Source organism: Streptomyces sp. NPDC021224 (genome assembly GCF_044332905.1).
In the GTDB taxonomy this organism is placed as follows: domain Bacteria; phylum Actinomycetota; class Actinomycetes; order Streptomycetales; family Streptomycetaceae; genus Actinacidiphila.
The window spans coordinates 163718-177545 of record NZ_JBIRPW010000007.1 but is presented as its reverse complement, the minus strand read 5'-3'; the positions used below and the strand labels follow the sequence as shown (position 1 = coordinate 177545).

Annotated in this window: 9 protein-coding genes; 8 read left to right on the top strand and 1 reads right to left on the bottom strand. The window is 76.4% G+C overall.

Features of this window, described 5'->3' with window-relative positions:
* The 8 genes from ACH4PY_RS19520 (at window position 1) to ACH4PY_RS19485 (ending at window position 13186) form a co-directional block, all read left to right on the top strand.
* A complete protein-coding gene (locus ACH4PY_RS19520; RefSeq protein ID WP_398183902.1) occupies window positions 1–1317 on the top strand; it encodes a glycosyltransferase in 1317 nt (438 codons plus the stop codon).
* Window positions 1314–2081 carry an HAD family hydrolase gene (locus tag ACH4PY_RS19515; protein WP_398183899.1) on the top strand — a complete coding sequence of 256 codons (768 nt, stop codon included), beginning with the start codon at window positions 1314–1316 and terminating at the stop codon, window positions 2079–2081. The genes ACH4PY_RS19520 and ACH4PY_RS19515 overlap by 4 nt, the downstream gene beginning before the upstream one ends.
* Complete coding sequence (locus tag ACH4PY_RS19510) at window positions 2068–5229, top strand: condensation domain-containing protein (protein ID WP_398183896.1); 3162 nt, start codon at window positions 2068–2070, stop codon at window positions 5227–5229. The genes ACH4PY_RS19515 and ACH4PY_RS19510 overlap by 14 nt, the downstream gene beginning before the upstream one ends.
* 346 nt (window positions 5230–5575) lie before the next feature.
* Complete coding sequence (locus ACH4PY_RS19505) at window positions 5576–7372, top strand: class I adenylate-forming enzyme family protein (protein WP_398183893.1); 1797 nt, start codon at window positions 5576–5578, stop codon at window positions 7370–7372.
* Window positions 7365–10400, top strand: coding sequence for an amino acid adenylation domain-containing protein (locus ACH4PY_RS19500; protein ID WP_398183890.1), 3036 nt, complete (start codon window positions 7365–7367; stop codon window positions 10398–10400). The genes ACH4PY_RS19505 and ACH4PY_RS19500 overlap by 8 nt, the downstream gene beginning before the upstream one ends.
* A complete protein-coding gene (locus ACH4PY_RS19495; protein WP_398183887.1) occupies window positions 10397–10669 on the top strand; it encodes a phosphopantetheine-binding protein in 273 nt (90 codons plus the stop codon). Before ACH4PY_RS19500 ends, ACH4PY_RS19495 begins: the two co-directional genes overlap by 4 nt.
* Window positions 10666–12018 (top strand): crotonyl-CoA carboxylase/reductase, encoded by a 1353-nt coding sequence (gene ccrA, locus ACH4PY_RS19490; RefSeq protein ID WP_398183884.1) that lies wholly within the window; start codon window positions 10666–10668, stop codon window positions 12016–12018. The genes ACH4PY_RS19495 and ccrA overlap by 4 nt, the downstream gene beginning before the upstream one ends.
* 91 nt (window positions 12019–12109) lie before the next feature.
* Window positions 12110–13186 (top strand): MerR family transcriptional regulator, encoded by a 1077-nt coding sequence (locus ACH4PY_RS19485; protein ID WP_398183881.1) that lies wholly within the window; start codon window positions 12110–12112, stop codon window positions 13184–13186.
* On the opposite strand, the gene ACH4PY_RS19480 is transcribed toward ACH4PY_RS19485, so the two are convergent.
* Window positions 13146–13772 carry a GrpB family protein gene (locus ACH4PY_RS19480; protein WP_398183878.1) on the bottom strand — a complete coding sequence of 209 codons (627 nt, stop codon included), beginning with the start codon at window positions 13770–13772 and terminating at the stop codon, window positions 13146–13148. The two genes, ACH4PY_RS19485 and ACH4PY_RS19480, sit on opposite strands and share 41 nt — an antisense overlap.
* Window positions 13773–13828: the final 56 nt, after the last annotated feature.

Below are 13828 nucleotides of genomic sequence, written 5' to 3'. Positions count from 1 at the left end.
GTGCTGTCCATCGTCATCCCGACCTACAACCAGGTCGACTGCCTGGAGCTGACCCTCGGGGCGCTGGCCCGCCAGACCGCGGACCGGGACCTCTTCGAGGTGGTGGTGGCCGACGACGCCTCGGTGCAGGACGTCGGCGCCGTGGTCCGCCGCCACGAGGCCGCCCTCGACGTGCGCCGCGTCCGCCACGAGGTCAACCGCGGCCGGTCGGCGGCCCGCAACACCGGCGCCGCGGCGGCCCGCGGCGACCGGCTGCTGCTCATGGACGCCGACTCGATCGCCTCCCCCGACCTCGTCGCACGGCACTTGCGGCAGCCCGGCGACACCGGCCCCGAGGTGGTCTACGGCCGCCGCACCGAGCCCAGCTGGGGAACCTTCGCCGCGCTGGCGGCGGGCACGCTGCCCTCCGACGACACCCTGCTGCCGATGGAGGGCGACCACCGCGACCTGCCGCAGACCGACCCGGCCGCCTTCGACGTCTACCGGCGCACCGGCTGGATGTTCGGCTTCACCCACAACCTCTCGCTGCCGCGCGACCTCTACGAGGCCGTCGGCGGGTTCGACGAGTCCTTCGTGCAGTGGGGCTACGAGGACACCGACTTCACCTACCGCCTCTACCGGCACTTCGGCCGCGACAGCAGCCGCTTCCGGTACGAGCCCGCCGCCGTCTGCCACCACGCCCCGCACTTCCGGGACTGGACGACGGAGTGGGAGCGGACCAAACCCGTGCTGCCCTTCCTCGTCGACAAGTACCGCCACTACGACATCGAGTTCTTCACCCACCCCTCGGACAACCACCGCCGGGTCGCCCGCACGCTGCCCTACTACGAGGACTGCCGGGAGTTCCTGCGCGACCACCCCGGCCGGGTCCCCGCCGACCGCGTCGCCAAGGCGCTCGGCCTGCCGGACTCCGCGAGCAGCCTGTGGATCGGCTTCGACCTCGCGGCGGCCGCCGCCACCGGCCGCGCCACCACCGTCGACCACGGCGCCCCCTTCGGCCCCGGCAACCCGCACCTGTTCGGGGTGCGCACCCACTACCCGGACGGCGCCTTCGACGCCGCCGTGCACCTCGACCTGTGGCGCATGCTCACCCCTATCGACCTGTCCGCGCTGGTCATGGACAGCCTGCGCGTCGCGCGCACCGCGCTGCTCGTCCGCTCCAAGCACGTCCGCCGCGACCCGGCGGACGGCATCGGCCTGATCGACGACCTCGGCTACCTCGTGTCGATGCTCGGCCCCCGCTACGAGGCCCGGATCCGCCACGAGGACGACGAGACCGCCGTCCTCGCCCTCGCCCCGCGGAAGGACGCCCGATGACCGCCCCGGTCCCGGCTCCCGTGGCCGCCGTCGCCTTCGACCTCGACGGCACGCTCGTCGACCTGGAGCGCTGCCACCACGACGCCTGGCTCGCCGCCGCCCGGCAGGCGGGCGTCACCCTCACCCGCGAGGAGGCACCGCACCGGCTGCCGCACCTCGTCGGCGGCCCCGACCCGCTGGTCGCGGCCGAGATCGCGGCCCTCTCCCCGTCGGGCGCCACCGCCGCCGGGATCCTCGCGGCCAAGCACCCGGCCTTCGACGCGCTCGTGGGCCGCGTCCCGCAGATCGTGCCGCGCGCCGGGGTCCGCACCGTCCTGGAGGGGCTTCGTACCCGGGGCGTGCCGCTCGCCGTCGGCACCGCGACCGAGCGGGACACCGCGCTGGCCGTCCTGCGCCGGGCCGGTCTGCTGGAGCTGTTCGGCGAGACCCGGGTCGTCGCCGCCGGGGACGTACCGCGGCTGAAGCCCGCACCGGACGTCTACCTGGCGACCGCCCGGCTGCTGGGCGTCGCGCCCGACCGCCAGCTCGTCTTCGAGGACTCCGCGACCGGGGCCGCCGCCGCACGCGCCGCGGGCTGCCCCGTCGTGGCCGTCCCCACCGTCCACGACCCCGACTACCTGCGGCGCTTCCCCGAGCTGGGCGCCGTGGCGGTGGCCGGGGACTGGGCCGACCCCGCGCTGGCCGCCCTGCTCGGCCGCCTGCTCGGCGACGGCACCGACAGCGCCACCAGCGCCACTGTGCGAGCCGCGTATGTCCGCGCCTGACCGCGAACCGCCCGTGGCCGCGGGGCGGGAGGTGCCCGTGACGTCCTCGGGGGAAGTCCCCGCCGCCGACCGCGGCCCGCTGACCGCCGCGCAGCGCAGGCTGTGGTTCCTCGACCGGCTCGACCCGGACGACGCCGCGTACAACATCTCCGCCGCCGTACGGCTGCGCGGCGACCTCGACACCGACCGGCTGGTCCGCGCGCTCGACACCGTCGTCGCCGGGCACGAGAGCCTGCGCACCCGCTTCACCGACCGCGACGGCGAGCCCGCGCAGGAGGTGCTGCCGCCGCGCACCACCCCCGTGCACCGCGCCGTCACCGCCGGGGAGGAGGAGCTGCGGGCGGCCGTCGAGGAGCTGATCCGGCGGCCGTTCGACCTGGCCGAAGGCCACCTGGTCAGGATCGGGCTGCTGACGGCGGGCCCCGGCGACCACGTGCTGTGCGTCGTCACGCACCACATCGTCGGCGACGGCTGGTCGCTCAACCTGCTCTACCGGCAGACCGCCGACGCCTACCGCGGCACCGCCCCCGCCCCGCCGGGCCTGCGCTACCTCGACCACGCCCGCGCCCAGCGGCCCCCGGGCGAGGCGTCGCTCGCCTTCTGGCGCAAGGCCCTGGCGCGGCCGCCCGTGCTGGAACTCCCGCTGGACCGGCCCCGCCCGGCCCGCCGCACCTCGGCCGGAGTCGCGGTGCTGCGCTCCTACGACGACGGCACCTGGGAGGAGGTGCAGCGTGTCGCCCGCGAGCTGCGCTGCACGCCCTTCATGGTGCTGATGACCGCCTACCAGCTGATGCTCGGCGGGCTCACCGGGCAGGACGACCTGTGCGTGGCCACCCCGGTCGCCGGGCGGGACGACGTCGCCGCCGAGTCGGTCTTCGGCTACTTCGTGCGGATGCTGGTGCTGCGCGCCGACCTGTCCGGCGAGGTCACCGTGCGCGACCTGGTCCGTCGCACCCGGACCGCGTGCATGGGCGCCTTCACCCACCAGGAGGTCCCCTTCGAGGAGCTGGTCGCGGGCCTGGGCCCGGCCCGCGACCCGGGCCGCAACCCGTTCTTCCAGGCCGTCTTCACCCTGCACTCCACGATGGACGTCTCCGCGACCGGCTTCGACGGAGCCGAGGGCTTCCCCGGCGTCACCGCCGAGGGATACGGCGACGGGCCGCGGCACACCCTCACCGACATCGCCATGGACGTCTTCGTCACCCCGACCGCGATCAACGCCCGCGCCGGGCAGGACCGCATGGACGTGCTGCTCACCGCCGGCGCCGACGTCTTCACCCCGGACACCGCCGAGCGGTTCGCCGACCGCTTCGCCGCCGTGCTGCGCGCCGTCCTGACCGGACTGGACACCCCCGTACGGGACCTGCCGCTGGTCGGCGCCGACGCCGAGGCCGAGCTGATCGCGCTCGGCACCGGCCCGGACCCCGACTGCGGCCCGCCGCTGCTCGACGCGGTGGCGGCGGCCGTCGTCGCGACGCCCGACGCGGTCGCCGTCCGCAGCGGCCCGGTCGAGGTCACCTACCGGGATCTGTGGGAGCGCGCCGGGGCACTCGCCGGGGACCTGCGCGCGGCAGGCGTCCGCCCCGGACACCTGGTGGGGGTGAGCCTGCCGCGCGGCCCCGGGCAGATCGCCGCGCTGCTCGCGGTCTGGCGGGCCGGAGCCGGGTACGTCCCCCTCGACCCCGCACTGCCCGAGCGCCGCCGGGACGCCATGACCGCGCGGTCCGCGGTGGCCGCGGTCCTGACCGCCGACGGCGTCGGGCCCGGAACGCCAGACCCGGTGCGGGTGCCGGACGAGCCGGGCTACGTGCTGTTCACCTCCGGCTCCACCGGCACGCCCAAGCCCGTCCTGGTCGGGCGCGCCGCACTGCGCGAACGCGTTGCCTGGATGGCCGGGGCGTACGCGCTGACCGGCGCCGACCGCGTCGTGCAGTTCGCCGACCTCGGCTTCGACACCCACGCCGAGGAGATCTGGCCCTCCCTCGCCGCGGGCGCCACCCTGGTGCTGTTGCCCGGCGGCACCCGCACCCTGCCCGACGTGCTCGCCGCCGACCCCCGCATCACCGTGCTGGACCTTCCGACGGCCTACTGGCACGCGCTGCTCGACCTCGACCCGGCCTGGCCCGAGGCGCTGCGGCTGGTGATCCTCGGCGGCGAACAGGCCGACGCCTCCGCGGTCGCCCGCTGGCGCGAGCGGCACGGCGACCGGGTCCGGCTCGTCAACACCTACGGCCCGACCGAGGCCGCGGTCATCGCCACCGCGACCGACCTGACCGCCGCCGACGCCGTCCGCCGCCCGCCGATCGGCCGCCCCGTCGCCGGGGTACGCGCGTACGTGCTGGACGCCTCGGGGCGGCTGGTGCCGCGCGGCGCCGCGGGCGAGCTGCACCTGGCCGGCGGCGGCCTCGCCGACGGCTACCTCGGCCGCCCCGACCTCACCGCCGAACGCTTCGTCCCCGACCCGCGCGGCGGCGGCCGCATGTACCGCACCGGCGACCGCGTCCGCTGGCACACCGACGCGCCCGTGCTCGAATTCCTCGGCCGACTCGACCGCCAGCTCAAGGTGCGCGGCGTGCGCGTCGAACCCGGCGAGGTCGAGGCCGTGCTGACCGCCCACCCGGCAGTGGGCCAGGCCGCCGTCACCGTGGCCGGCCAGCTGCTGGTCGCCTACGTCACCGGCGCCGCCACACCGCAGGAGGTACGCGCCCACGCCGCCGAACGGCTGCCCGCGCTGCTGGTCCCCGGCGCCGTCACCGTCCTGCCCGAGCTGCCGCTCACCGCCAACGGCAAGATCGACCTCGCCGCGCTGCCCGCTCCGGCACCGGGCCCCGCCCCCGGCACCTTCCGCCCGCCGCGCACCGACGCCGAACGGCTGGTCGCCGAGGTCTTCGCCGAACTGCTGACAGCCGGACGCGTCGGCGCCCTCGACGACTTCTTCGCCCTCGGCGGCCACTCCCTGCTCGCGGTGCGGGCGATCGGCCGCCTGCGCGCGGCCGTCGGCCTCGACCTGCCCGTCCGCCTGCTGTTCGAACAGCCCACCGTCGAGTCGCTCGCCCGCGCCGTCGAGGCCGAACTCGTCGCGGAGATCGCACGCCTGACGGACGACGAGGCGGCCCAGGAACTCGCCGCCGGAACGGGGGCACCGTGACCGGTTCCCGCACACCGAAGCCACCGGCCGCGCCCGTACCCGGTTCCGGCGCCGCTCGCGATGCCGCGAGGCCGCGGGCGCCCCGAGGCCGGGGAGTAAACCGTTCCGGCGCCACGGAGGCGCCGAGGCCGGTCCGCGGCGCGGCGGGCCCGCGGCAGGGCGGCGCCACCGGCCCCGCCACCGCTGCCACGCGAGCCCGCGTCGCGGCCCGGCGCCGTCCCGGGGCTGACGGGAGCCACCCGCCGGTCGTCGTCCGCCGGATGGCTGTCGCCACGGGCGGGCCGCCCGGGGCCGTACGGGGTGGTGGCCGCGCCGTCCGCAACCACCCCGGCGCGCGGGAGGTGCGATGAGCGGGCGACGACCGGCCGCCGCCGCGGCCCGGGCCGCCCTCACCGTGCCGCACCTGCTCGCGGCCCGGTCGGCGGCCCAGCCGGACCACGTCGCCGTGCGGCAGGGCGACGACACGCTCTCGCTGCACGCGTGGCAGGACCGTACCCAGGCCGTCGCCGCCGGGCTGCGGGCCGCGGGAGTGCGGCCCGGTGAGCGGGTCGGGCTGCTGTACGGGGCGCGGGACTGGATCGCGTACGCCTGCTCCTACACCGGCGTGCTCGCCGCCGGGGCCGTCGCCGTACCCATCTCCACCCGCACCGCGCCCGCGGAAGCCGCGTACATGCTGGAGCACAGCGGCGCGACCGCCCTGCTGCACGGACCCGGCGCCGAGCGCTTCGACGCCCCCGTGCGGCTGCGCTGGGGCCCGCAGGACGTGGACGCGCTGCCGCAGGCCGGACCCGCCGGAGGGCCGCGGCCCGGGGACCCGGCACAGATCCTCTACACCTCCGGCACGACCGGGCGGCCCAAGGGCGTCCTCGCCGCGCACGCCAACCTCACGTACGGCATGCGGCTCGACCCGCCGCTGCGGACCCTCGCGCACTCCCGGGTCTTCCTGCACGCCTTCCCGATCGGCACCAACGCCGCCCAGACCATGCTCTTCAACGCGCTCACCGCGCACCCCGGGATGCTCGTCACCGCGCGTTTCGCGCCCGACCCCTTCGCGCGGCTGATCGAGCAGCACCGGGTGGGCAGCGTCTTCGTCGTCCCGGCGATGGCGATCGAGCTGCTCGCCTCCGGCGCGCTGGAGCGGCACGACACCTCCGGCGTCGCGCTGTTCGGCTCCACCGCCGCCGCGCTCCCGCCCAGCGTGGCCACCGGGCTCGCCGCGGCGCTGCCCGGCGCGACGATCGTCAACTACTACACCTCCACCGAGGCCGCGCCCACTCAGACCAGCATGGTCTTCAGCCCCCGGCGCCCCGCGGCCATCGGCCTGGCCGCCGGGGGCGGGGTGCTCCGGGTGTGCGACGCGGACGGCCGGGCCTGCCCCGCCGGGGTGACCGGCGAGGTGTGGATGCGCGGCGCGGGCGGCGCGCCCCGCTCCTACCTCGACGACCCCGCCGCCACCGCGCGCGTCTTCCGGGGCGGCTGGACGCGGATGGGCGACATCGGCTACCTCGACGACGACGGCTACCTCTTCCTCGTCGACCGGGAGAGCGACGTCATCAAGAGCGGCGCGGACAAGGTGTCGACGATCGCCGTGGAGGCGGCGCTGCACGAGCACCCGGACATCGTCGAGGCGGCCGTCCTCGGCCTGCCCGACCCCGTCCTCGGACGGGCCCCCGCCGCGGTGCTCGTCGCCACCCGCGAACTGCGGCTCGCCGAGGTGCGCCGCTTCCTCGCCACCCGCCTGGCCGCCCACGAACAGCCCAGCCGTATCGCGTACGTCACCGAACTGCCCCGCAACGCGGGCGGCAAGGTCGTCAAACACCGACTCCGGGACCTGTTCGGTCCCACAGCGCCAGCCCCGGCCCCGGACACCGGCACGCCCACGCAACCCACTTCGATTGGGCACCTCGGTGCGGGCGCGACGCCGGGCCCGCACGCGGGCGCGAACACCGGCTCGGGTGCGTACCCCGGCCCACGCGCGGGCGAAGGCCGCGGCGACGGCACGACTTCGTGCGCAGGCGCGCCCGCCCGCACGGACGCGAGCGACAGCCCCAGCGCGGGCGGAGGCCCGGGTGGTGGCGATCGCGACGGCACAAGCGCCGGTGACGGCAAGCTCACAGGAGAGGAAGCGGCAGCACATGGCTGAGGCAGCGACCGGGATTCCCATGACTCCCGCCCAGCAGGGGTTGTGGTTCGCCGAGCGGGCCATCGGGGCTTCGGCGGCGTACCTGGTTCCGGCGATCGTGACCGCGCCGGACGGCGTCGGGGCCGCCGCCCTGGAGGCGGCCTGGGCGGCGCTGGTCCGGCGGCATCCGCTGCTCGGCGCGACCGTCGCCGAGACGGACGGCGAACCGCTGTTGCGCCCCGGCGCCCCGGCGCCGGTCGTGCACCGCACGGTCGGCGCGGACCGGCTGACCGCCGAGCTGGCGGCCGAACTCGCCACCGGCTTCGGCTTCGCGGACACCGGCGGGAGCGCGGGGCCGTTCGCCCGCTGCACGGTGCTGCGCGTGGACGACGGGCGGACCGTCGTCATGGCCGTCGCCCACCACCTCGTCCTGGACGGGCTCGGCCGCGACATCCTGGTCGCCGACCTGGGCGCCGCCGTGGGCGGCCGCGACCTCGGCAGCGGCGACCTCGCCAGCTTCGCCGCCCTGGCGCAGGCGCAGACGGAGCGTGTCGCGGCGGCCCTGCCCGCCGCGCGCGGCTTCTGGGCGCAGCGGCCGGTGCCGCCCGCCGACGCCGTCCTGCCGAGGCTCGCCGCCACGCCCACCGCCGCCGAACCCGCCACCCACCTCGACCTCGGCTGGACGCCGGAGCTGGACGAAGCCCTCGCCGCGGGCAAGGAGGCGCTGGGCGTCACCCGTTTCGAGGTACTGCTCGCCGGGATCCACGCCCTGCTCGCCCGCTACGGCAACCCGCTGGTGTCGGTGGCCGTGGACGTCTCCACTCGCACCCCGCAGACGGCGGGGGAGCTGGGCATGTGGGTCAGCGAGCTGCCCGTCACGCTCGACGCCCGCCCGCAGGCCTCCTTCGCCGAGCTGGCCCGCGCGGTGCGGGAGGAGGCCCGCGCGGTCTACGGCCACCGCGAGGTGCCGTTCGGCAGGGCCGTGCCGCACCTGCCGCCGCGGCTGGCGATGGCCCCTGTGTCGACCAGCTACATCCGGCTCGGCGCGGAGTCCGAGGGCCAGGCGTCCGCCCCGGTGGACCGGCTCTTCGCCACCGCGACCGTCCGCGCCGCGATGCACCTGCACTTCATCGACACGCCGGGCGGCCTCACCGGGCGCGTCCACATCCCCACCCGGCTGCTGGCCGCCGCCGACGGGGAGCGTGCCGTCGCCCACTTCCGTACCCTGCTCGCCGCCGCGCTCGCCGAGCCCGACCGGCCGGTCGGCGACCTCGACCTGCTGCTGCCGGCCGAACGCGCGCTGCTGGCGCGGCTCGACGGCCCCGCCCGTCCGCGGCCCGCCACCACCGTCCTGGACCAGGTGCGGTCCGCCGCCGCGGCGGCGCCCGGCGCGGTCGCCGTGACCGCCGCCGACGGCACCCTGACGTACGGCGAACTCGTCGCCGCCGCGCACCGCGTGGGCCACGGGCTGCGCCGCCGCGGCATCGGCGCCGGGGACGTCGTCGGGCTGTGCGCGCACCGCGGCACCGAACTCGTCGCCGGGCTGCTGGGCATCCTCGCGGCCGGTGCCGCCTACCTCCCGCTGGACCCCTCCCTGCCCCCGGCCCGGCTGGACTTCCTCGCCGCCGACGCCGGGGCGAAGCTGGTCCTCGGCCACGCCGACGCCCTGCCGGGCGTCGCCGCGAGCCCCGCGGAACCGCTGCCGCTGGACGGCCTGGCCGCCTTCGCGGACGAGCCGGCCACCGCGCCCGCTGCGGCCGACCCCGACGGGCTCGCGTACGTCATCTACACCTCCGGCTCCACCGGCCGCCCCAAGGGTGTCGAGGTCGGCCACGCCGCGCTCGCCAACCTCGTCGCCGCCGTCGGCGAGCTGGTCGGCGCCGACCCGGCCGACCGCTGGCTGCACCTGACCAGCCTGTCCTTCGACATCAGCGGCCTGGAGCTGTTCGCGCCGCTCACCACCGGCGGCCGGGTCGTGGTCGCCGCCGACGCGGCCGTACGCGAGGGCGCCGCGCTCGCCCGGCTCGTCGAGGACGCCGGGATCACGCACGTCCAGGCCACCCCGTCCGGCTGGCAGCTGCTGCTGGACGCCGGGTGGACCGGTGCCCCGGTCACCGCCCTGTGCGGCGGCGAGGCGCTGCCGCTGCCGCTGGCCCGCGGGCTGCGCCCGCTCGTACGGCGGCTCGTCAACGTCTACGGCCCGACCGAGACCACCATCTGGTCCACCGCCGCCGACATCCCCGCCGACCCCGGCCGGATCACCCTCGGCGGCCCGCTCGCCAACACCGCGCTGCGTGTCGTGGACGACCGGCTGCGCCCCGTGCCGCCCGGCGTCCCCGGCGAGCTGTGCATCGGCGGCGCGGGACTGGCCCGCGGCTACCGCGGCCGGCCCGACCTCACCGCCGAACGCTTCGTCACCGCCCCGGACGGCGGCCGCTGGTACCGCACGGGCGACCGCGTCGTCCTCGGCCCCGACGGGCAGCCGGAGTTCCTGGGCCGCTGGGACGACCAGATCAAGCTGCGCGGCCACCGCGTCGAACTCGGCGAGATCGAGCGTGTCCTGCTGGACGCGCCCGGCGTCGCGCAGGCCGCGGTCGCCGTGCACGGCGGTGAGCTGGCGGCCTACCTCGTCGGCGGCGCCGACCCCGCCGCGGTACGGGCCCACGCCGCCGGGCGGCTGCCGCGCTACATGATCCCGCGCGACCTCGTACCGCTGGACGCGCTGCCGCTCACCTTCAACGGCAAGCTCGACCGGGCCGCCCTGCCCGCACCGCGGGACACCGTGGCGCAGGCCCCGGCCCCCACCGGTGACGCGGACCTGACCGGGATCGTGACGGACATCTGGCGGGAGGTGCTGCGGGTCGAGGCGATCGCCCCGGACACCGCGCTGTTCGACCTGGGCGGGCACTCCCTGACGATCATGCAGATCACCGCCCGGATCCGCGACCGGCTCGGCGTCGACGTGCCCTTCGACGCCTTCTTCGACACCCCCACCGTCGAGGGGGTCGTCGCCACCGTCGACGAGCTGCTGCAGGAGGAGAGCGCATGACCGCCCCCGCCACCCCCGACTCCGGGCTCCACCACGAGCTGGCCGCTCTCGTCGCCGAGGCCAGCGACGGGCTGATCAGCGCCGAGGAGGCGCTGGAGGAGCCCGAGTCGCTGGGGCTGCTCGGCCTGACGTCGCTGGGCTTCGTCCGGCTGATCCAGGCCGTCGAGCTGCGCTACGGCGTCGCCGTCGGGACCGACGACGACCTGACCGCGCTGGACACCGTGCCCGCGCTCGCGGACTACCTGCGCGCGCAGGGGGCCGCGCGGTGAAGGACATCGTCGACGCCGTCGTCTCCGGGCACACCGGCGCCCGGGACATCGCCGCCCTCCGGCTGCCCGGCAGCTACCGGGCCGCGACGCTGCACAGCACCGAGACCGGCATGTTCGAGGGCATGGCCACCGCCGACAAGGACCCCCGCAAGTCGATCCACCTCGACGAGGTGCCGGTGCCCGAACTGGGGCCCGGCGAGGCCCTGGTCGCGGTCATGGCCTCCTCCGTCAACTACAACACCGTGTGGTCGTCGATCTTCGAGCCCGTGCCGACCTTCGCCTTCCTGGAGCGCTACGGCCGCCGCGGGGACCTCGCGGCCCGGCACGACCTGCCCTACCACGTCATCGGCTCCGACCTCGCGGGCGTCGTCCTGCGCACCGGCCCCGGCGTGACACGGTGGCAGCCGGGCGACGACGTCGTGGCGCACTGCCTGAGCGTCGAACTGGAGTCGGCCGACGGGCACGGCGACACGATGCTCGACCCCGAGCAGCGCATCTGGGGCTACGAGACCAACTTCGGCGGCCTCGCCGAGATCGCCCTGGTCAAGTCCAACCAGCTGATGCCCAAGCCCGGCCACCTCACCTGGGAGGAGGCCGCGGCCCCCGGTCTGGTCAACTCCACCGCGTACCGGCAGCTGGTCTCCCGCAACGGCGCCGGGATGAAGCAGGGCGACAACGTCCTCATCTGGGGCGCCAGCGGCGGACTCGGCTCCTACGCCACCCAGCTCGTCCTGGCGGGCGGCGGCACCCCCGTCTGCGTCGTCTCCAGCGAGCACAAGGCGGCGATCTGCCGGGCGATGGGGGCCGAGGCGGTCATCGACCGCAGCGCCGAGGGCTACCGCTTCTGGCGCGACGAGCACACCCAGGACCCGAAGGAGTGGAAGCGCTTCGGCGGCCGGATCCGCGAACTGACCGGCGGCGAGGACGTCGACATCGTCTTCGAGCACCCCGGCCGCGAGACCTTCGGCGCCAGCGTCTACGTCACCCGCAAGGGCGGCACCGTCGTCACCTGCGCCTCCACCTCCGGCTACACCCACGAATACGACAACCGCTACTTGTGGATGTCGCTCAAGCGCATCGTCGGCACCCACTTCGCCAACTACCGCGAGTCGTGGGAGGCCAACCGCCTTGTGACGAAGGGCCGCATCCACCCCACCCTCTCCCGCGTCTACCCGCTGGCGCAGACCGGCCAGGCCGCGTACGACGTGCACCGCAACCTGCACCACGGCAAGGTCGGCGTGCTGTGCCTGGCCCCCCGCGAGGGTCTCGGCGTGCGCGACGAGGAGCTGCGGGCCCGGCACGCCGACGCCATCAACCGCTTCCGCACCACCCCGCCGCCGACCGTCTGACCTTCCCCGCCCGGCCCGTTGACCTTCACCCTGGGGGAGGACACAGCATCGGACGGGCCGGGCGACACCGCCCGGTACGAGGAGGGCGGGCATGGGACTGCTGACCATCGGCGCGTTCGCGCGGGCCTCCCGGCTCTCGCCGAAGGCACTGCGCCTCTACGACGAGCTGGGCCTGCTGACCCCCGCGCGCGTCGACCCGGCCACCGGCTACCGCTACTACGCGCCCGGGCAGCTGGAGCAGGCCCGGCTCGTGGCGTGGCTGCGGCGCCTCGGCATGCCGCTGGCCCGCATCCGGCACGTCTGCGCCCTTCCGGAGGGGCAGGCCGCGCAGGAGGTACGCGCCTTCTGGGCCGGAGTCGAGGCCGACACCGCCGCGCGGCGCGACCTCGCCGCCTTCCTCGTCGGCCACCTCTCGGGGAAGGACCCGTCCATGACCGCCGCCACCGCACCGCTCGCCATCCGCTACGCCGTCCTCTCCGACCGCGGCCTGGTCCGCGAGCGCAACCAGGACACCGCCTACGCCGGTTCCCGGCTGCTGGCCGTCGCCGACGGCTACGGCGGCGCGGGCGGCCCCGCGAGCGCCGCCGCCGTCGGCGCGTTCGAGCACCTGGACGCCGCCGCCCTCCCGGCGGGCGAGCTGCTGGGCGCCCTGGAGGACGCCGTCGAGCAGGCCGGACGGGCCGTGCACGGCGCCGCCGCGGCCGCCGACGCCGGCGGGTCCGGGACCACGCTCACCGCGATGCTGTGGACCGGGTCGCAGCTCGCCCTCGTCCACATCGGCGACTCCCGTGTCTACCTGCTGCGCGACGGGGAGCTGTTCCGCATCACGCACGACCACACCGCGGTGCAGGCGATGATCGACGACGGGCGGCTGAGCCCCGACGAGGCCGCCTCCCACCCGCAGCGGTCGCTGCTGGTGCGGGCGCTCGGCGGCGGCGCCGACGCCACCGCGGATCTGAAGCTCCAGGACGCCCGGCGCGGCGACCGCTACCTGCTGTGCTCCGACGGACTGCCGGCCGCCGTGCCCACCGAGGAGATCCACCGGATCCTCGCCTCGGCGGCGGGACCCGAGCCCGCGGTACGCGAACTCGTCGGCCTCGCCAACGGCCGCGGCGGCCCCGACAACGTCAGCTGCGTGGTCGCGGACGTGGTGGAGGACCGGGCGTAGCGGGCGGCGGGACGCGCCGGCCGGTGGCGGCGGCCCAGCGCTCGGCCGCCGCCATCAGCACCAGCGTCGCGGGCGCCTTGATCTGCCCGTAGCCGGACAGGTCGGGCACGGCGAGCGCGAGCCGCTGCTTGAAGTCACCCCATGCCTGCCGGGATTCGGCGTCCGCGCGCAGGTAGTCCCGGAAGAGCAGCGCGAAGCGGGTGTTCGGCCCGTCGTACACGCGCAGGTGGACGTTGCAGGAGCGGGCGCCGACGGGCGGCGCGAAGACCAGCTTGCGGCACTCCCGGCCGCCGCAGATCTCGGCGCGGTTCCACGGCTCGGGGCGGCGGCGGAAGCCGAGCGCGGCGAGCGGCGCGGTGTACCGCTCGTCGTCCTGCCCGGTCAGCGACCGCACCCGCACCTGCACGTCCACGCAGTCCTCGGCGGCCGGCCCCGGCACGGACGTGGACCCCACATGGTCGATCGCGAGCGCGGCGCCGCCCAGCGACTGCCGCAGCGGCGCGGCGATCCGTTCGAACTCCGCGGCCCACTCGGGCCGGTGCCCGACCACCGCGAGCGGGCGGCCCGGCTCATCGGGAAACGGCATGGGGCGCAGGCTACTTCCGTGCCCCGCGGGGGAGTTGACGGCGCGGGTATCCTGGG